13 protein-coding genes and 1 pseudogene are annotated in these 18,746 nt (G+C 63.5%); 3 read left to right on the top strand and 11 right to left on the bottom strand.

Going from position 1 to position 18,746, the window contains the following annotated elements; genetic code table 11:
• Positions 1-22: 22 nt before the first annotated feature.
• The 7 genes from A0257_10865 to A0257_10835 all read right to left on the bottom strand — a co-directional run bounded on the left by A0257_10865 (position 23) and on the right by A0257_10835 (position 11,734).
• Positions 23-1,240, bottom strand: a complete 1,218-nt coding sequence (locus A0257_10865) for a mannonate dehydratase (GenBank protein ID AMR27548.1) — start codon at positions 1,238-1,240, stop codon at positions 23-25.
• 89 nt (positions 1,241-1,329) lie between these two features.
• Positions 1,330-2,772, bottom strand: coding sequence for an acetylxylan esterase (locus tag A0257_10860; GenBank protein AMR27547.1), 1,443 nt, complete (start codon positions 2,770-2,772; stop codon positions 1,330-1,332).
• Positions 2,773-2,977: 205 nt separating this feature from the next.
• Positions 2,978-4,219, bottom strand: a complete 1,242-nt coding sequence (locus tag A0257_10855; protein AMR27546.1) for a hypothetical protein — start codon at positions 4,217-4,219, stop codon at positions 2,978-2,980.
• Positions 4,220-4,222: 3 nt separating this feature from the next.
• Positions 4,223-5,359, bottom strand: coding sequence for a hypothetical protein (locus tag A0257_10850; GenBank protein ID AMR27545.1), 1,137 nt, complete (start codon positions 5,357-5,359; stop codon positions 4,223-4,225).
• A gap of 15 nt (positions 5,360-5,374) precedes the next feature.
• Positions 5,375-6,847, bottom strand: coding sequence for a hypothetical protein (locus tag A0257_10845; GenBank protein AMR27544.1), 1,473 nt, complete (start codon positions 6,845-6,847; stop codon positions 5,375-5,377).
• Between the two features lie 167 nt (positions 6,848-7,014).
• Entirely contained in the window at positions 7,015-8,661 is a 1,647-nt protein-coding gene (locus tag A0257_10840; GenBank protein AMR27543.1) for a hypothetical protein, read from the bottom strand.
• A 94-nt stretch (positions 8,662-8,755) separates the two neighbouring features.
• Positions 8,756-11,734, bottom strand: coding sequence for a SusC/RagA family TonB-linked outer membrane protein (locus A0257_10835; protein ID AMR27542.1), 2,979 nt, complete (start codon positions 11,732-11,734; stop codon positions 8,756-8,758).
• A 379-nt stretch (positions 11,735-12,113) separates the two neighbouring features.
• On the opposite strand from A0257_10835, the gene A0257_10830 reads away from it, so the two are divergent.
• From A0257_10830 to A0257_10820, 3 genes and pseudogenes are all read left to right on the top strand, one after another.
• On the top strand, positions 12,114-13,292 hold the full coding sequence (locus A0257_10830) for a LacI family transcriptional regulator (GenBank protein AMR27541.1): 1,179 nt from the start codon (positions 12,114-12,116) through the stop codon (positions 13,290-13,292).
• 485 nt (positions 13,293-13,777) lie between these two features.
• The gene (locus A0257_10825; protein ID AMR27540.1) at positions 13,778-14,065 is read left to right on the top strand and encodes a hypothetical protein; all 288 of its coding nucleotides are present in this window, start codon (positions 13,778-13,780) and stop codon (positions 14,063-14,065) included.
• A gap of 554 nt (positions 14,066-14,619) precedes the next feature.
• Positions 14,620-15,519: pseudogene (locus A0257_10820) on the top strand (ABC transporter).
• 92 nt (positions 15,520-15,611) lie between these two features.
• Here the strand turns inward: A0257_10820 and A0257_10815 are convergent.
• From A0257_10815 to A0257_10800, 4 genes are all read right to left on the bottom strand, one after another.
• Positions 15,612-15,827: a hypothetical protein gene (locus tag A0257_10815; GenBank protein AMR27539.1), complete on the bottom strand. Its 216-nt coding sequence runs from the start codon at positions 15,825-15,827 to the stop codon at positions 15,612-15,614.
• 201 nt (positions 15,828-16,028) lie between these two features.
• Positions 16,029-16,415 carry a hypothetical protein gene (locus A0257_10810; protein AMR27538.1) on the bottom strand — a complete coding sequence of 129 codons (387 nt, stop codon included), beginning with the start codon at positions 16,413-16,415 and terminating at the stop codon, positions 16,029-16,031.
• Complete coding sequence (locus A0257_10805; GenBank protein ID AMR27537.1) at positions 16,393-17,181, bottom strand: aminotransferase class I and II; 789 nt, start codon at positions 17,179-17,181, stop codon at positions 16,393-16,395. Before A0257_10805 ends, A0257_10810 begins: the two co-directional genes overlap by 23 nt.
• A 252-nt stretch (positions 17,182-17,433) precedes the next feature.
• Positions 17,434-18,663 carry an amino acid dehydrogenase gene (locus A0257_10800; protein ID AMR27536.1) on the bottom strand — a complete coding sequence of 410 codons (1,230 nt, stop codon included), beginning with the start codon at positions 18,661-18,663 and terminating at the stop codon, positions 17,434-17,436.
• Positions 18,664-18,746: the final 83 nt, after the last annotated feature.

Here is an 18,746-nt window from a genome sequence, read left to right as displayed (position 1 = left end):
GGTAGAAAAAATGGGAAAGAAATCAATTGGTCGGCTCGGCCAGGCTGCGGCGAATGCCCAGCTCCAGGCCGCGCAGCTCGGCCAGGCCGCGCAGGCGGCCGATGGCCGAATAGCCGGGGTAGGTGCGTTTGGCGGTGCTTAGGTCGTCGAGCATCTGGTGGCCGTGGTCGGGGCGCACGGGCAGGGCGGGGCGCTGGATTTCGCCGGCCGCCGCGCGGCGCTGCTCCTCTTGCACCAGCGCGCGCACCACGGCGTACATGTCCACGTCGCCGGCCAGGTGGTCGGCCTCGTGGAAATTGCGCGGATTTTCCTCGCGCCGGGTGCTGCGCAAATGCACGAAGTGGATGCGCGGGCCGAAGCGCCGCGCCATGCCGGCCAGGTCGTTGTCGGGGCGCACGCCCAGTGAGCCGGTGCAGAAGGTCAGGCCGTTGGCGGGGTGGTCATAAGCAGCCAACAGGCCGGCCAGGTCGGCCTCAGTGCTCACCACGCGCGGCAGGCCCAGCAGTGGAAAGGGCGGGTCGTCGGGGTGAATGCAGAGCCCGATGCCCACCTCGGCCGCCACCGGCCCCACCGCCCGCAAAAAGTAGTGCAGGTGCTCGCGCAGGGTGGCCGCATCCACGGCCGCGTACTCGTTCAGCATCGCCTGAAAGCCCGCCAGCTGGAAGCTTTCCTCCGCTCCCGGCAGACCCAGCAAAATGGTATTGGTGAGGCCCTTAATCTGCTCCTCGCTCAGGCTGGCAAACTGCGCGCGGGCGGCCACGACCACGGCAGACTCGTAGTCGGCTTCGGCCCCCGGCCGCTTCAGAATGCAGAGGTCGAACAGGGCAAAATCCTGCCACACGAAGCGCAGCGCCCGCGAGCCGTCGGGCATTTCGTAGCCCAGGTCGGTGCGCGACCAGTCGAGCACGGGCATGAAATTGTAGCACACCGTGCGCACGCCGCAGGCCGCCAGGTGGCGCAGGCTCTGCTGGTAGTTGGCGATGTACTCGTCGCGGCTGGGCTTGCCTTTTTTGATATCCTCGTGTACCGGCAGGCTCTCCACCACGGCCCAGTGCAGGGGCGCGTGGGTGGCATTAGCGGCCTCAATGAGCTGCTGGTGGGCCTGAATTTCGGCCACCGGCCACACCGCGCCCACCGGCAGGTGGTGCAGGGCCGTAACCACGCCCGCGCAGCCCGCCTGGCGTAAATCGAATAGAGAAGTAGGGTCGTTAGGCCCGAACCAGCGCATGGTATGCAGCATGAGAATAGCGTTTTAAAAGAGAAATAATTAAAAATGATGAATTAAAAATGTTACGGTCAAACCTTTAGTTTTTAATTCATCATTTTTAATTATTTGACCTGGGCCAGAGCCGGAAAATATTTACGGGCAAACTCGATAAACGCGGGCCAGTCGGGCAGGTCGGTGTGGCCGCCGGTATGCTCCCGAAAGGCCAGGTCGCCGTTGAGCAGAGCCACGTCGGGGGCGGGCATTTCGGCGGTGGGGAGGCTCTTTTTGCCCAGCAGCGCATACACCGGGCTGGCCCCTACGCCGGCCAGGAAAGTGCCCCGCGCATCGGTCCAGCTATCGGTGGTGCCGCCCGTGATGAACACCGGGCGCGGGGCCACCAGCGCCAGCAGCTCGTGCGCATCGGTGGGCATGGCGTCCCAGTGCCCGGCGTACTTTAGAAAGTTGCCGGCCATCCAGTGGTACTCGCTGGGTTCGGCCACGTTGTCGATGGTTTCGCCAAAGTCGCGCTTTTCCAGCGAGGCCCCCATCGCCCCCGAGCAACTCACGTAGGCCAGAGCCCAGCGGGTATCGAGGGCGGCGGCCAGCAAGGTAGTTTTGCCCCAGCGCGAGTGGCCTTGCAGGGCTACATATCTGGCATCGAGGCGCTTATCAGTGGCCACGTAGTCGAGCACGCGGCTCAGGCCCCAGCTCCAGGCGGCCAGCGTGCCCCAGTCGGCCGGCTGGCGGGGCCTACCCCCCCCCATCAGCCCAATAATGCCCGCGTTCAGGCCCGCGCCGCTGTCCATCTGCACGGCGGCGGGGTCGAACGTAGCCAGCGCCCAGCCGGCGGCCAGCACCTGGCTCAGCACGTCGGGCTGGCCGGCCGGGGCCGTGGGCAAGTCGCCCACTACCACTACCAGCGGCACCGGCCCGGTGGCGGCGGCCGGCGTGTACAGCACCAGCCGGATGCGCGGCGCGGCCGCCGGGTAGCGGGCATTATCAATTTGTCCCTCAATAGTTTGTCTGACTACCTTCCCGCCCAGAAACTGCGCATCAGTAGCCGTGATGGCGAAGCGCACAACCGGCGTATTGGCCGGAATGCGCCCATAGACCTCCGTGGTGATATCGGCCAGAATTTCGGGGCGGCGCTGCTGGTACCAGGTGCGGGCATCGCGCACGGGGCGGCCGTTGCGCAGCACCAGCGGGTCGGGGCGGGCGGCGGTGCCAGCCGTGGCCTGGTCGTAGTTGGTCCACCGCCCCCAGCTGGAGCGGATGTAGCGGTTGCCGGCCGCATCAAACCAGCTGCTGAAACCGGGGCGCTGCCCGGTGCCGGCCGGCCGGGCCGGGTCGGTGGCGGGCGGCGGCAAGGTAGGCAATGTAAGGTGCAATTTGTTGAGCATCAGCTGCCAGTCGGCGGTGGCCAGGGCCAGGCGGCGGGCTTTTTCGGCGGCCGGGTCGGGTTGGGATGGGGTCTGCGCCCGGCCCGGCCCGGTCGCGCACAGCAGCCCCAGGCCGCAGAGGGCGGCGCGGGTGACGTTGCGCAGGTAGGGGGGGGTAGGGAGCATGAGAATTTTTTAGGATTTTAGCTGTTCGGGGGGCGCCCTCCGCGTTTACCTCACCCCCTAGCCCCCTCTCCCGTGGAGAGGGGGAACTAGCTCTAGCTATAAAAAGCTAGTTTTTAGAAACTAAGTCTAAAAACTAGTTCCCCCTCTCCACGGGAGAGGGGGCTAGGGGGTGAGGTCAACACGGAGGGCGACCTCCCCCAAATCATCATTCCTTATAAGCATGGTCAGTAGGCACATCCACCCCCGACCATATTTTCTGCGAAGTCCAGGGCAGCGCCGGGCTGGTCCAGAAAGCATCCGTAACCGGCAGCCCGAGCGGCAGAAACCCCACCGCGCACAGGTAGAGGCTGCCCGTCGAAATGTAGTTTTCGCCAATGCTGGGCTGATGCCCACACAAGCCGATTTGCAGCCAGCCCGCTGCGTCGAAGGTGCCCGGCGCATCGAGAGTGCGGTGAATAACGGCCGTGAGCGCGGCCCGCACCTGGCCGGGGGGTAGGGCCGGAGGTAGTTCGCCTTGCAGCGCCACCTGCCCCAGCAGCTGGAACGCCCCGCAGCGGTACGCCAGCGAGCGCCCGAAGGTGGCAAACGAGCCATCGGTGCAAATCAGCCGCTCCTGCACCACGGCGTAGCGCTGGGCTCGGGCTAATACCTTGTCAGCAAAGGTTTTATCGCCCTTGCCAGCGGCGGCCAGCGTGCGCGTGATGGTCAGCAGCATGGGCTGAATCACGTAGCTGTTGTAGTAATCCCAGTGGAAGTCGGGGCCGTCGCCATACATGCCATCGCCCTTGTACCAGGCCTGGTGCTGGCGCAGGGCGTAGTCGAGGCGCATCTCGTCGCAGGTGCCGGTAAATTTGAGTAGCGCCGCCTCGATGATGGCGCTGAATAAGAGCCAGTTATTATAGCCGGGCTTGATGACGCGGGTGCTTTGCAGCGCCGCTACCAGCTGCTGCTGAGTGGCGGCCGGCAGCTGCGCCCACAGCTGGGTGGGCGCGCGCAGCAGGGCGTGGGCCAGGAAGGCGGCATCCACTACCGGCTGCCGCTCCAGGGTGAAGTTCATGAAATCGGGCGAGGCCGGGTCCACGCCGGCCGCGATGGCGCGGCGGGCCAGCTCGCGGTAGCGCGTCTGGCGGGCCTGCTCGGCGGGGGGCGCTTCGGTTTCGAGCCAGGGAGCCAGGCCGGCCAGCAGGCGGCCCAGGGCTTCGAGGTGCGACACTTTGCGGCGGCCGGCCTGCTCGTTGGCCGCCGCCTCAATGGGCATCTGGGCGTGCAGCTCCCGTTTTTCGAGGGCCAGCAGCACGGGGTCGGCCACGCGCAGCAGAGTTTGCAGCCAGTACTGCCGGTCGGTCGGCACGGGCCGCGCCGCCGCGCCCGGCCGGGCAGCGCCCGCGCCGACCAGCGGCAGGGCCGCCGCGCCCGAAAGCAAGCCGGTAAAATGGCGACGGTTCATGGCTTATTGTTTGATTTTCAATACTTCCGAGCCCGCCAGCAGGTAGGCCCCGGCTCCGTACACCTCCCAGCTATCGGCCGAAAAATTGCGGCGCGGGTCGCCGCCGATGGGCTGCACCCAGCCCACCCGGCCGTCGGCCGATACCAGCCCATTGAGTGCCACCCAGGCTTTTTGCACGGCCGGCAGGTAGGTGGCGCGGTCGAGCAGGCCGTTGTTGATTCCCCAGGCCATCGCGTAGCAGTCGAAACCCGAGCCCGAGCCCTCGCCGCCAGGGTAGGCGGCGGGGTCGAGCAGGCTGGCCCGCCACAGCCCGTCGGGCTGCTGCAACTGCACCAGCCGGGCGCTCAGCTCCTTGAAAAGCGTGACGTAAAACGCCCGGCGCGGGTGGTTTTCGGGCAGTTCTTGCAGAATTAAAGCCAGGCCGCCGACGACCCAGCCGTTGCCCCGGCTCCAGAACACGCGCTGGCCGTTGGCTTCGCGCTGGCCCTGACCGGGCGCGGGCGAGAGGTAGCGGGCATCGCGGGCAAACAGCTGCTCCTCAGGGTTATAGAGGCGGGCGTAGGTCTGGCGGTAGAGCGAGTCGGCGTAGGCGAAGTAGCTGGGGTCGTGCAGGGTCGTGCTCATCTTGGCCAGCAGGGGCGGGGCCATAAACAGGGCATCGCACCACCACCAGGTGATGCCCTGCTTGGCCTTTTCGGGGTTGGTGGGCAGCCGGCGCAGCTTGTTCACCGTGTCGATGGTGGCCTGAATGAGCCGCTGGTCGGGCCGCAGCCGGTAGAGGTCGAAATAGGTCTGGCCGATGGCGATGTCGTCGGCGTGGCCAAACTTGGGGCCGGGCCGCCAGCGATTACGCTCACCCATCGCCCGCAGCGAATCCAGGATTTTGGGCGATTTCGTGGCCTCGTAGGCGGCAAACACGCCGGTGTAGAAGGCCCCGTTGGTCCAGTCGGTGAGCGGGTGCCGGGGGTGGGCCAGCTGCCAGTCAGCCACTTTCACCAGTTGCTGCCGGATGTAGGCGGGCTTAAATAACTGTTTGGCAGCTAGTTGTTTAGTAGCTTGGGGGCCACGGACGCAGCCGGAGCCCAGCAGCACCAGCAGCACGGCGGCCAAAAAAGCACAAGAGCGCGGGTGGGAAAGCATAGGAAAATGAAATGGCTACTTCGTGGGCCGGGGGCCGGGAGCGCGCCGCGCCGGGGTAGCCTGCTGCGGCTTGTCGAAGAAATTAATCAGCCCGAACACCTGCTGGTTCAGCGCCTTCATATCAGTCAGCAGGGTGGGGTAGGGCTGGTATCTGGTGTCCACGATGCCCTTGTTGGAGCCCATGTCGGGCTTGTCGGTGCCGGGCTCCGAGGCGTCGTTGTCCTGGTAGCGGAACCAGTGCCAGCCCACGCAGTTCTTGGCTTGCAGCAGGCTCAGGCCGAAGTTTTGGTAGAAGATGCCTCGGTCGGCTTCCTTGTGCACCAGCCAGCCCGCGCCGGCAATGTTGCTCAGGCCCGACTCTTCCGACTTGGTGTAGAACTCAGTGATAAAGAAGGGCTTACTGGTCCACTTGGCCCAGTCGGCCAGCATGCCCGCCGTGGGCCGCCAGTAGCCGTAAAAGTTGATGGAAACGAGGTTCACGTACGGCTCGGCGGCCGTGAAAATGTAGTGGTTGAACTTGGCCGACGAGTGCAGCCGGCTTCCAATGTACAAGTGATTAGGGTCGTGCCGCTTGAGGGCCGGCCCTACTGCCTGGTAATACTTGCCGGCTACGTAGCCCACGAAGGCCATTTTGAGGTCTTCGGTAAGGTGCGCCGTATCAGTCTTTTGGGTTTTGAGCCAGTCCAGCGCCGCCACGTAGGCGGGCTGGGCGGGGTCGCGCAGGGCCAGCACCTGGGGCAGCAGCTTGGGCAAAAACGGTATCTCGTTGTCGGAGAAGTGGCCCAGCACGTTGGCATCCTTCGCAAACGGCTCGGCCAATTTGGCCTGCTCCTCGCAAAACGCCGGCCACTCGGGCTCAAACACCAGCGCCGGCTCGGGCACGGCCTTGCTGGCGGGCCGCGCCTTGGCCTGCCGGTTGCCGAAGGTGGAGATAAAATTGAACATGGTGGCGTAGGTAATGGGCTTCGCCGCCGTGCGGTTATACGCCTGAATGGCCGGAATATCCGACCACGCGCCTACCCCATTAAACCCATTATCCAGCAGCAAGCCCTGCGTCTTGGTCAGCCAGTCCTGCGCCGACGGGAACGCCGCCGCAAACGCGGCTTTGCTGGTGGCCGACGGCGCGGGCCGCACGCTGTTCATGGGCACCGCGAGGTAGGGGTGCCCGGCGGGGTCCACCATCCACCAGCGCCCCTTGTCCTGCTGCACGCGAATAAAGCCAGTGGCCTGCCAGCTGCGCGTCAGGTCGCCGCCGTATTTGCTGAGCCTGGGCGCGGGCATGGGCCGGTAGCCTGGCAGGCGCTTGAGCGTCATCGACTGGTACGGCTTCCAGGGTGAGTACACCACCTGGCGGTTTTTGTCGCGGTTCCAGGCGCGGGCCTCCACGGTCACCGAGTCGGCCCGCTGGGCGTGGGCGGCGGCGGGGCCGAGCAGCAGCAGCCCGAGGGCAGCGGCGGGGCGGAAGTTGACGAGAAAAGACACGGGCAAAAAACTGATGGGCGATGGAAAAGAACGGGCGGGAAGGCGGCGGGCATTCGTCCCCCACCAGTCCCTACCCCCCCCTCGGGAGCGGCAAGGCCGGCGGCAGCCAGTGGGAGCGCCGCCGTGGCTTCCCCGCCGAAGGGGGGGGTAGGAAAACGGGTAAGCCGCCCCCGCTAATACCCCGGATTTTGGGGCATGGGCTTGGTCAGGTTGGCATCAATCACCGACTGCGGAATGGGCAGCAGCTTGTCGCGGTCCGTGATTTTGGGACCCGAGAGCTTGTTGTAGAGGCGCGTGCGGGTCAGCCAGGTGTTGGTGCGTAGCAGCGTGTAGCGGCGGTATTCCTCCGTCACTAGCTCGCGCGAGCGCTCATCGAGGATAAAGTCGAGCGTGACGCTGGCGGCCGTGATGGGCTTGGCGTGGGCGCGGGTGCGCAGCATGTTGATGGTGGCGGCAGCCCCGGCGGCATCGCCCAGCTTAAACTGGGCCTCGGCCAGCAGCAGGTAGGTATCGGCCACGCGCAGGTAAATCTGGTCGTTGTAGCTAGACGAGTTCTGCACGTCGGTAGCCACGGGCGGGGCGTAGTCCCACTTGCGGATGCTGGGCCAGTTGGCGTTGTTGATGGCTTCAAAGCCGGTGGAAGTGGTCCTTATCGTATCGCCCAGCTTGGACCCGGCGGGCAGCGAAGCGGGGTTGTTGTAGAGGTAATACTTGCGGATGGCATAGGCCGAGCCGCGGTCGTCGCCGGGCGCATACAGGTTCAGCGCGAAGCGCGTGAGGCCCAGGCGGCCCAGGCCGCGCCCGCCATCTTCAATCGATACCTGGATGGGCCGTTTGCCGCTCACCGTGATGAGGTCGTAGCGGTTCACCCACCAGCGGCGCATGATGTTGTAGTCGCCGCCCAGCGAGAGATACGCGTTTTGCAGCACCCACAGCTCCTCGGTGTTGCCCTGGCTGCGCAGCGAGTTGCCATCCAGGAACATATCGGTGAAGGGCGTGCCGGGCAGCTTGCTGTTCACGCCGTAGCGGGCCGTGATGAGCTTGTAGCGCGAGTTATTTACCACGCTCAGGGCCTTGTCCTTGGCTTTCTGGTTATCGCCGGTGGTCAGGTACAGCTCGGCCAGAAAGTGGGTGGCCATCGCGCGGGGCATCCGGTTTTCGGTGGGCGGGGTGTCGGCCATGTTGGCTTCGGCAAACAGGAAATCCTGCTCCATCTGCGCCCGCACGTCGGCCACGGGGTTGCGGTCCCAGTCGGTGCGAATGTTGGACCCGGTGCTCTCCGTCAGGTTTAGGGGCACGTCGCCGAAGAGGTAGGTGAGGTGGCGGTAAGCCATCGCCCGAATCAGCCGGGCCTCGCCCACAATCTGGCTCTTGTCGGCGGGCGCGAGGTTCACCTTGGGGTCGTCGGCCCGCCCAATAATGGTGTTGGCCGCGTTAATCATCTGGTAGAGGTAGCGCCAGGTGGTGTTTACCCCGGCAAACGTGGAGTTGTTAACAACGCCAAAATCCTGAAAAACCTGGTCGTTGCTCGACACGGCCGGAAAGATGCTAAACCCGATGTCGGTGCCCACAAAGTCCGCCGAAAACGTGAGGAAGTTGGCGGCACCGTCGGTGCCGGCCCGCTCGTTGCGCACCAGATTATACAGGCCATACAGCCCGGTTTCGAAGCCGGCGCGGTCCACGTACAGGTTGTCGGGGGTAAGGATACTTTTGGGGCTCTCGTCGAGAAAGGTTTTGTTGCAGCTCGGGAGCGTAGTCAATGCCGGCCCCAGCAGCAGGGCCGCCAGCACGCAGCGGGTGGGAAAAGTATATTTTTTCATCTTGATTTTGAGTTGAAATAAGAGGAGGCTTTTTGTTGGCGGTTAGCTAGTGATTTGCCAAAAGCTATCAGCTGTCAGCCAACACAAAAGCCAATCAAAAGCCCACCGTGAGGCCACCCAGAAACTCGCGTTGCAGCGGAATGCCGTACTGGTTGCCCAACTCGGGGTCTAGGCCCTTATAGCGGGTTGCCGTGGCCAGGTTGCGGCCCGTCACATACACCTTCAGGTTGGCCATGTGCAGGCGCTCCATGATGGGGGTAGGGAAATTGTAGGCCAGCGACACGTCCTTGAGGCGGGCAAAAGAGCCGCTCTGGTAGATGCTGACGTTGAACAGGTTGGCGTTGTTGTCGTTGGCCCAGTGGGCGCCGTTGGGGTTGGTCGGGCTCCACCAGTCTTTCAGGGTCGTGTTGCGGCGGGCGTCGGTGTACACGCCGTCCTGCTCCAGCGGGTTTTCCTTGGTCACGGCCGCCACGCCCTGAATGAAGACGAGCAGCGAAAAGCCCCGGTAGGTAACCGTGTTGGTGAAGCCGAAGGTGTATTTAGGGTCCAGGTTGCCCAGAACGGTGCGGTCGAGGGCCGAAATTTTGCCGTCGCCGTTCACGTCGGCCACTTTCACGTAGCCGGGCTGGGACGTGGGCTGGGCTGAGGCGGCTACCTGGTCGGCGGTGCGGAATACGCCGTCGTACTTATAGCCGTAGGCCACGCTGATGGGCTGGCCGATAAACCAGTGGTTGTTGATGTCGTCGTTGCCGTCGCCGTACAGGTCCACGATGCGGTTCTGGTTGTAGGCCGCGTTCAGGGAAGTGGTCCAGGTCAGGCCATTGTGGCTCAGGTTGGTCGAGGTGATGCCCACCTCAATGCCCCGGTTCTGGGTTTTGCCGATGTTCTGCACAATGCTGTTGAAGCCCTGCACCGACGAGATGATGCGGCGCAGCAGCAGGTCGGAGGTGTTCTTCTGGTAGATGTCCACACTACCCTGCAGGCGGTTGTTGAAGAAGCCGAAGTCGAGGCCGATGTTGGCCGAGCGGGTCGATTCCCAGCCCAGCTTGGGGTTGCCCAGGCCCGAGGGCGTGTAGCCCGGCAGCACGGTGTTGCCGAGCAAATACGAGTTGATGCCGAGCGTAGCCAGCGACTGGTAGGGGTTCACGGCCTGGTTGCCGTTCAGGCCATACGAGAGGCGCAGCTTGAGCAGGTTCACGGCCGAGAAGGCCTTCATAAAGTCCTCGTTGGCAATGTTCCAGCCCACGGCTGCCGACGGGAAGATGCCATACTTGGTATCGACGCCAAAGCCCGAGAAGCCGTCGCGGCGCGCCGTAAGCGTGAGCAGGTAGCGGCTGTTGTAGCTGTAGTTGAGGCGCAGCATCTGCGAAAGCAGGTTCTGCTTGGCATAGCTGGCCGAGGGCGTGAGCAGGGCCGCCGCGTTCATCTGAAAGTTGGTGAGCACGTCGCTGGGGAAGCCCTTCCCCACCAGCTGCTGGTTTTCGACATCGGAGCTTTGGCTGCTGTACAGCGCCGTTACGCCCACCGTGTGCAGGCCAAAGTCGCGGTTGTAGCTCACAATGTTCTCCACCGTGAAGTTGCGGCTTTGCGTGGTCTGGTTGGTGGCAATGCCGTTGCCCTCGTAGCCAGTGCGGGTGTTGCGACCGTAGTAGGTTTCCTGCGTCCGGTTTTCCAGCTCCACGCCGGTGTTGAGGCGGTAGCTGAGGCCCTTCACGAAGGGAATATCTACCCGCAGCGAGTTGTTGCTGAAGGTGCGGTAGCTGCGGTCGGTGTTGCTGGCCAGCGTGGCCCCGAGCGGATTGCCGGCCAGGTTATACTCGGGCCAGGCATAAATGGCAATCGAGCCGTCGGGGTTGTAAGGGTTGGCCAGCGGAATGAAGAAGTTGGCTCCGTACTCGCCCGAAAAGTCGGCTGGCGTGCCGCTGCGGTTTTGCAGCGAAAGCTGCGAGGCCGAGGTAAAGCTGAGCCAGGGCTTAATCTGAACCGTGACGTTGGGGCGCAGGGTGTAGCGCTTGTAGTTGTCGCCAATGGCCACGCCGCCCACGTTGAGGTAGGTAGCGCCCACGTAGAAGGTAGCCTTGTCGCTGCCGCCCGACAGCCCAATGCTGTGCTGGGAGCGCGACCCGATGCGGGTGGCTACCTTATACCAGTCCGTCGATTGCCCGGCGTCGTAGAGCGCCTGCTCGGAGGGCGAGATAGAGGTAGGCGGAATGTTGGCCCGGTTCTTCACGAAGTCGTAGAACTGCGAGCCATTGAGCAGGTTGGGCTTGTTGATGATTTGCTGAATGCCGTAGAAACCGTCGTAGCTCACGCGAATCTGCCCGGCCTTGCCGTGCTTGGTAGTTACCAGAATAACGCCGTTTGAGCCGCGCGAGCCGTAGATGGCCGCCGCCGAAGCATCCTTGAGCACCTCAATGCTCTCCACGTCCGAGGGGTTGATGTCGGAAATGCTGCCCGTGTACGGAATGCCATCCAGGATGATGAGCGGGCCGGTGCTGGCACTGATGGAGCTGCGCCCGCGCACCAGAATGGAAGGACTACCCTGCTCGGCCCCGCCGCCGTCGTTAATCACCGACAAGCCCGGAATGGCGCCTTGCAGCGCCTGCGCAATGTTGGTATTGGGCAGCTGCGTGAGGCGGTCCTTGTTAATAGACACCACTGAGCCGGTCAGGTCGCTGCGCTTCTGGGTGCCGTAGCCTACTACCACCACATCGTTAAGAGCCTGGCTCTCGGGAGCCAGCTGCAGGTCAACGGTAGTGCGGCCGGCGGCCAGCACCACCGACTGCGCCGTGTAGCCCACCGACGAAAACGTGAGCGTGCCCCCCTCGGCCGGGATGCTCAGCGAGTAGCGCCCGGTGGCATCGGTGGTCGCGCCGTTGGTGGTGCCTTTCAGCAGCACCGTCACGCCGGGCAGGCCCGAATTAGTTTCGTCGCGCACGGTGCCGCTGACGGTGCGGGTGGCCTGCTGGGCCAGGCTCATGGCCGGTGCCAGCGCGGCCAGCGCCCCGGCTACCAGCCCCCGGCCCAGGCGGTACCTGAAGCAACCTACAAAAGAGTAAACATGCTTATTCATAAGGGCGGGAAATGGGTATGGTGGTAAGTTTGCGGCTGACTTCAACCAGTATTAAAATTAGTATTATTAAAAAAATACAATTTTAACAATAAATTTGCCTGGCTTGGGCGATGGGCCTTTCTTTGGGAGAGAGCAGCAATTCTTGGTGTATTACCCAAATGTAACGCGCTACCCGAAACCGAAAAAGGCCTTAAACCGGTAAAAAATAAAGTTTTTCCCCTAAAAACTATCGGCACCGATGCCGGTCGCGATGCCGATACGTATTGCCGGGCTTTATTTAGTAAAAAAAAGTCAGGTAGTGAGCAAGCAATCACTTTTTGCTCGCCGCCGCGTTTTTCTGACCAACCACTCACTTTATAAGTTATGTGCAACTAAGCTTATGGCCGTCTGCGTCAAATGTCAGCAGCCCGATGCCGTGCTAAAGGCCGGTTTCGTGCGGGGGTTGCAGCGTTACTTCTGCAAGGCCTGCGACTACCGCTTTACCCTGCCGGGCGACACGCCCGCCCTACCCCGCCGCCGCACCCAAACCACCATCGACGACCTGGCGCAGGCCGTGGGCGTCACGCCTTCCACGGTGTCGCGGGCGCTCAACGGGCGCGCCGACGTGAACGCCACCACCCGGCAGGCCATTCTGGAAGCCGCCCGCCAACTCGACTACCAGCCCAACCTGCTGGCGCAGCACCTCAAAAACAACGCGACCCACACCATCGGCGTGCTGATTCCGGACATTGAGCGGCCGTTTTTTGCCACCGCCGTCAGCGGTATTCAGCAGGTGGCCGACGAGGCCGGCTACCAGGTCATGATTTGCCAGTCGCGCGAGTCCTACCTCACGGAGGTGCGCAACGTGCGCGCCTTGGTGGCCAGCCGGGTCGATGGCCTGCTGATTTGCCACTCGCGTGAAACCCAGGACTTTGAGCACGTGCGGCGGCCGGCGGCCAAGGGCCTGCCGATAGTGCATTTCGACCGGGTGAGTGATGAAGTGAACAGCGCCCGCGTCATGATTGACGACTGGAACAGCGCCCATGCCGTGGTCGAGCACCTGGCGCAGCAGGGCTGCCGCCGCATCGCGGTGCTGGCCGGCACCGAGGGGCTGCTCATCAGCCGGCAGCGGGTAGCCGGCTACCAGCAGGCGCTCAAAGAGCACCGCCTGGAGGCCCGTCCCGAGTGGGTGCGCTACAACGACTTTCAGCCCGAGCTGACGCAGGCGGCCCTGGCCTACTGGCTGGCCCTGCCCGAGCCGCCCGATGCCATTTTCGCCATCCGCTACACCGATGCCTTCGACGTGATACTCGGCCTCAAGCAGCGTGGCCTGCGCATTCCGGACGACATGGCGGTGGTGGGCTTCGGCGATGAGTTTCTGGCGGGCATGATTGAGCCGGCCCTCACCACGGTCAACCTCCACCCGTATCGCATTGGTCAGCAGGCCGCCCGGCTGTTTCTGGAGCAAATGGAGCTGCGCGAGCAGTTTCACCCCCGCACCTATGTCATTCAGGGTGAGCTCATCGTGCGGCAGTCTTCGCGCAAAATTCACGAAGAAAACTTTCGGCTGAGCCTCTAGCCCGCCACCGGCCGACCAGCAGCCGGGCCGACGAAAATTAATCCTGAAGACCACTAGTTGCGACATTGCCGCAGGTCGCGAGCCCGAACCTCGTTGCCCGCTCCTTACCAGTTTAGGTAGCAATGGGGTAGCGGTAATAACGGGAATGCCACTGCTGGCCGCGAGCAGCTGTTTCGCTTAAAAGGCAAAGCAGGGTTTATCGTAGCGAATGCATAACGCTACGCCGGCTGCCGATTAGCGCCCCGGCCGCCCTGAGCGCTAACTAAATTGAGTTATCCTTGTCGCAGAGTGATTAGCGAAAAGCAGGGACGCGCTACTTTGCAAGGAGTATAGCTAACAGCTTTTTAAATCGTCACAAAATCTGGAAAACACCGTTTGATAGCGCGGCGGTTTAGTTATTTTTAGTAAATTAGAGGGGCCATGTGTGTTAGTAAGAACAATTATCCTTTTCTTTGTTTCGTCAATACATTTTACCTTCTTTTTAAATGGCAGTAGATATCGCCCAAATACAACAAGTGCTGGAAAACGCGAAGCAAGCCGACGCGTTCAAAGCCGACGTGAAGCGCGCCCTGCGCAAAGTTTCTACCCTGCTTAACAACCTGCAACAGGCAGTGGAAGAGGCCGAAACGCTCCTGAGCGCGGAATACACGCCCGCTACCAAGGAGCGTAAAGCCCGCGCCCCCCGCGAGGTAACCGAGGCCGATGCCGAGGCTCCCTACGGTAGAAAGAAAGACGGCTCGCCCAAGAGCAAGCCCGGCCGCTCCAAGCAATAACCGGACTTTCACGCACAACAAGGCCCATTCATTATTCAATGAATGGGCCTTGTTGTGCGTGAAAGCCTGGGCATTATTCCTGATTTCGGTTGCGGTGCTGCGGCAGTGATATGCCGAATTAGCACTAATAGCTAAACGATGGGTTTACCTGATTGGCGCGGCCTGGCGCTGGCAGAGGGGGTAGGCGCTCACCCCAATGACTTGATTACTGCCAGGTACTAAATATGAGCCATTGCGTAATGAAATACTAAATAGCTTTGAGGGTTTGCGTAAAAGACGTTTGTCCTTGCGCGCAAAGCGAAGCAATCGCACCAGAACGATGGACGAACGACTGGCGTGGGTTTCGTTCCGGTGCGATTGCTTCGCTTTGCGCGCAAGGACAAACGATTTATGTAAGTTCTATAGGAAACGGTTTTTCAGTACGGCAGCAATTGTGAGCGTCCCTCACTAAACCGCGCGGCAGCCGCCGCAGTGGCCCGCTCCTATAAAAACGGGCGCGCCCGAATGGTCAGAAGCGGCCATCTTTGCGGCCCTACCCCCGCCTTTGGTGCCCTATGAAGTTGCTCTCGGTTTCGAATATTAGCTTGCAGGAGCACGGCGCGGTGGTGCTGCATCCGCTGAGCTTTAGCCAGGCGGCCGGCCGGCGGCTGGCGCTGGCCGGCGAGAGCGGGGCCGGCAAAAGCACGCTGCTTCAGCTCATCGCGGGCCTAGTGCAGCCCAGCACGGGCGAGGTGCGCATTGCGGGCAGCCGGGTGCGCGGGCCGGCCGTGGCGCTGGTGCCGGGCCACCCCGGCGTGGCGTATTTGTCGCAAAAATCCGATTTGCCCAAGTTTTTGCGCGTCGAGCAGGTGCTGCGCTACGCCAGCCCGCGCCCCGCCGCCGAGGTGCCGGCCCTGGTGGCGCTGTGCCGCATCGACCACCTGCTGGCCCGGCGCACCGACCAGCTCTCGGGCGGCGAGCAGCAGCGCGTGGCGCTGGCCCGCCTGCTGCTGGGCGCGCCGCGGCTGTTGCTGCTCGATGAGCCCTTCTCGAACCTCGACCGGGTGCACAAGCGCACGATGCAGGCCATTATCGAAGAAGTGGGCACGCGCCTGGGCATCACGTGCCTGCTGGTGTCGCACGATGCCGCCGACGTGCTGTCGTGGGCCGATGAAATTCTGGTGCTGCGCCGGGGCCGGCTGGTGCAGCAAGGCACGCCTGAGCAGATTTATAACCGGCCCATCGATGAGTACACGGCCGGACTGTTTGGCGACTACAACCTGCTATATGGCCCCGAGCGGCAGGCGCTGGTGCCCACCGTGGCGGGTGTCGGCGCGCTGCTGGTGCGCCCCGAGCGGCTGCGGCTGGGGCCGGCCGGCGGCGAGGGGGTAGGGGGCACGGTGCGGGCCGTGCGGTTTTTTGGCGGCTACTACGAGCTGGAAGTGCAGTTGCCCACGGCAGTGGTGCGGGTGCGGGCCGGGCAGGCCGCGTTCGCGGTGGGGGCGGCGGTAGCCGTAACGGCGCGAGCGGCGTGGCTTATCGGGCAGCCGCAGGGGTAGGGGCGGGGCTAATAAGCTCGGGGGGTGCGGCCGCCAGCCAGGTCGAGCAATTCGCGCACGCGCAGCCAGCTCAGCTCGCCAGCTATGTAGCGACTATACAGCTCCTGGGCGTAGGCGGTGGCTTTGGTTTTGAGAGAAGGATTGACGCTTTGCAGCTGCTGCAACACGTAGGCGCGCTGCGCGGGCGTCTGCGCGTCTGGGCCAAATTTGGGGTCGTAGTTCATAAGATTCACTGAATGAAGGCAGGACCAATAACTACTACAAATTTCGCACGGCAAGCCCTTACCAAACAAGGAAGAAATCATGAAAATCCACTAATTTACCTTGGGATAAACACGTATTTTTAGCCACTTGCCCCCTCCGCATTCCCCTCCGCGCGCCGCCGGCAACCCCGCGCTCCTGGCATTCAACGGCTCAGGCAGCGCCTACCCCACCAGCTGCGCGTGCAGCCGGGCCAGCGTGGCGGCGGCATCGGCGCAGAGGCCGGGATGCACGGACGAGGTCTGGATAATGGTGCTGCGCTGGGCCGTGAGCCAGCGAAAGCGCGAGGCAATGGCCAGCTGTCCAATCGGCCCGCCGGTGGCCCTACCCCCGCAAATGCGCTCGAAGGCGCGCAGCCGCGCCCGCACGTCGGCCAGGTCGAGGTGCGCGCCGGCGAAGGCTTGCAGGCGCGCCTCGTCGAGCTCGCAGGTGGCTTGCAGAAAGCCCTGGGCCGAGCAGAAGAGGATAACGCCCACATTCACGAACTCTTCGCGCTCCACGCGGGGCACCACGCGCAGCACGGCGTACTCAAACAAGTGCTTGGCGGGCATGGTCGGCTTCGTGGGTAAACGTGGCGGAAACGCCCAGGCGCGCTTCCAGAAACTGCTGGTACTGAGCGCGCTGCTCGTCGGGCGTGCGGTCGGGCTCTTGCAGCCATTCATCGGGCACGAGGGCGATGATGGCGGCCAAAACGGCGGGCGTGAGGCGAGCGCGGCCCGTAGCATCGGCCGCCGCGAGGGCGGTGGCCTGGGGCAGCAGCACGTGGTCTTTCACCGACGGAAACGGCCGGGTGGCCGACCCCACCCACTGCGGCCCGGTGTGATGCACGTAGAGCGCCGCGCCGTGGTCAATCAGCCACAATTCCTGGTGCCAGAGCAGCAGGTTGGTGTTGCGGGCGGTGCGGTCCACGTTCAGCGTGAGGCAATCGAGCCACACGATGAGCGAGGCCGTTGGCGCGTCCACGGTGGTCACGAGCGGGTCGAAGGTGCTGGCCCCGGACAGGAAATGCAGCGCCAGATTCTGGCCGGTGCTGGCGCGCAGCAGGTCCTGGATTTCCTCGTCGGGCTCGGTGCGGCCGAAGGCTTCGCTCAGTTCGGCAAACACCAGCTCGGGCACGCGCAGGCCCAGCGCGCGGGCCAGCTCGCCCACCAGCAGTTCCGCAATCAGCACCTTAATGCCCTGGCCCGCGCCCCGAAACTTGAGCACGTACAGAAACCCGTCGTCGGCCTCAACCAGGGCGGGCAGCGAGCCGCCCTCGCGCAGCGGCGTGATATAGCGCGTGACTTCGACGGTGCGCGGGGGGGTAGGGAGGAGCATAGGCGGGGGCAACGGGTAGGGCAAAAGTACGCGGGGGCACCGGCCAGCTACCTGTTGCTACCTCGGAGGTAGCAATAGGTATTTCGGAGGTAGCAACAGGTACTTCGGAGGTACATTTTTCTACTTCGGAAGTAGCAACAGGTACCTCGGAGGTAGCAACAGGTACTTCGGAGGTACATTTTTCTACTTCCGAAGTAGCAAAAGCTGCCCGCGCGGCACCCGCCGGAGCCGGCCGGCCCGCCCACCACCGCGCTACACCAGCTGCCGCAGCGCCATTTCAAACGAGCGCTGGGCGATGCCCGTGGCGTCGGCGCTCTGCTGGCGGGTGCGGGCCAGGGCGGCCTCAATCACCCGCGAAGTGTCCTGAAAAATGGCCTGGTCGGTGATTTCCGCGCCCGTCTCCATGAGGTAGGCGAAGACGCGGGCCATGCCGCAGTTGGCGATGAAATCGGGGATGACGGCGCAGTGCGCGTCGGCCCACTCGCCGGTGGGGCCGAAAAAAATGGCCGGGTCGGCAAACGGCACGTTGGCCCCGCACGAAATAACTTCTAAGCCACTCGCCACCAGCGCCTCCACCTGCGCCCGCGTCACGAGCCGCGAGGCGGCGGCGGGCACGAAAATCTCGGCCCCGGCCGACCAGATGCGCTGATTGATTTCTTCAAACGACAGCAAATCGGGCGCGGCCAACGCGTTGCCAGCGCGGCCCAGAAACAGCGCCCGCACCTCGTCCAGCGGCAGCCCTGCGGGCCGCAGCAGGCCGCCCGCCCGGTCAATAATGCCCACGATGCGCGCGCCCTGGCTGGCTAAATAGTAGGCCGCCGCCGCGCCCACGTTGCCCCAGCCCTGAATGAGGACGCGCTTGCCGGCGACCTCCCTACCCCCCCACAAAGCGTAGAAGTGGCGCACCGCCTCGGCCACGCCGTAGCCGGTGATGAGGTCGGCCACGGTGTATTTGCGGGCCAGGCTGGGGGTGAAGGCGCTGTCTTCAAGTACCTTAACGACGCCCTGACGCAGCTGGCCGAGCTTCTGGATTTTCTGGGGCTCGGTGGCGCGGTAGTGGCCATTCACTACCCCCTCCTGCGGGTGCCAAAGGCCGTAGTCCTCGGTGAGCGGAATTACCTCGTGAATCTCGTCCACGTTGAGGTCGCCGCCGGTGCCGTAATAAGCTTTCAGCAAAGGAATTACGGCCTTGTACCAGCGCTCCAGCACGCCGCGCTTGCGGGGGTCCTGCGGGTCGAAGTTGATGCCCGACTTGGCCCCGCCAATGGCCGGGCCGGAGACGGTAAACTTGATTTCCATCGTCTTGGCCAGGCTCTCGACCTCGCGCTTGTCCAGCCCTTTGCGCATCCGGGTGCCGCCGCCGGCCGCGCCGCCGCGCAGCGAGTTTATCACCACCCAGCCTTCGGCTTCGGTTTCGGGGTCCTGCCATTCAAACACGATTTCGGGGCGTTTTTGCTCAAATTGAGCGAGGAGGTCTTGCATTTTTAAGCTTGTTGGCTAATCAGGAAATTAACAGAACGTCATTCCGAGCTTGCCGAGGAATCTCGCTCGCATCGTTCGCGGGG

The sequence above is a fragment of the Hymenobacter psoromatis genome (assembly GCA_001596155.1).
GTDB lineage: Bacteria > Bacteroidota > Bacteroidia > Cytophagales > Hymenobacteraceae > Hymenobacter.
Note: the sequence above shows the minus strand (reverse complement) of the source record. Positions and strands in the feature narration are given on the sequence as shown.

What these genes read in the sequence shown, in the direction of transcription:
- A0257_10865 (AMR27548.1), bottom strand. Translation starts at nt 1,240, where the DNA reads ATGCTGCATACCATGCGCTGGTTCGGGCCTAACGACCCTACTTCTCTA.
- A0257_10860 (AMR27547.1), bottom strand. Translation starts at nt 2,772, where the DNA reads ATGCTCCCTACCCCCCCCTACCTGCGCAACGTCACCCGCGCCGCCCTC.
- A0257_10855 (AMR27546.1), bottom strand. Translation starts at nt 4,219, where the DNA reads ATGAACCGTCGCCATTTTACCGGCTTGCTTTCGGGCGCGGCGGCCCTG.
- A0257_10850 (AMR27545.1), bottom strand. Translation starts at nt 5,359, where the DNA reads ATGCTTTCCCACCCGCGCTCTTGTGCTTTTTTGGCCGCCGTGCTGCTG.
- A0257_10840 (AMR27543.1), bottom strand. Translation starts at nt 8,661, where the DNA reads ATGAAAAAATATACTTTTCCCACCCGCTGCGTGCTGGCGGCCCTGCTG.
- A0257_10835 (AMR27542.1), bottom strand. Translation starts at nt 11,734, where the DNA reads ATGAATAAGCATGTTTACTCTTTTGTAGGTTGCTTCAGGTACCGCCTG.
- A0257_10830 (AMR27541.1), top strand. Translation starts at nt 12,114, where the DNA reads ATGGCCGTCTGCGTCAAATGTCAGCAGCCCGATGCCGTGCTAAAGGCC.
- A0257_10825 (AMR27540.1), top strand. Translation starts at nt 13,778, where the DNA reads ATGGCAGTAGATATCGCCCAAATACAACAAGTGCTGGAAAACGCGAAG.
- A0257_10815 (AMR27539.1), bottom strand. Translation starts at nt 15,827, where the DNA reads ATGAACTACGACCCCAAATTTGGCCCAGACGCGCAGACGCCCGCGCAG.
- A0257_10810 (AMR27538.1), bottom strand. Translation starts at nt 16,415, where the DNA reads ATGCCCGCCAAGCACTTGTTTGAGTACGCCGTGCTGCGCGTGGTGCCC.
- A0257_10805 (AMR27537.1), bottom strand. Translation starts at nt 17,181, where the DNA reads ATGCTCCTCCCTACCCCCCCGCGCACCGTCGAAGTCACGCGCTATATC.
- A0257_10800 (AMR27536.1), bottom strand. Translation starts at nt 18,663, where the DNA reads ATGCAAGACCTCCTCGCTCAATTTGAGCAAAAACGCCCCGAAATCGTG.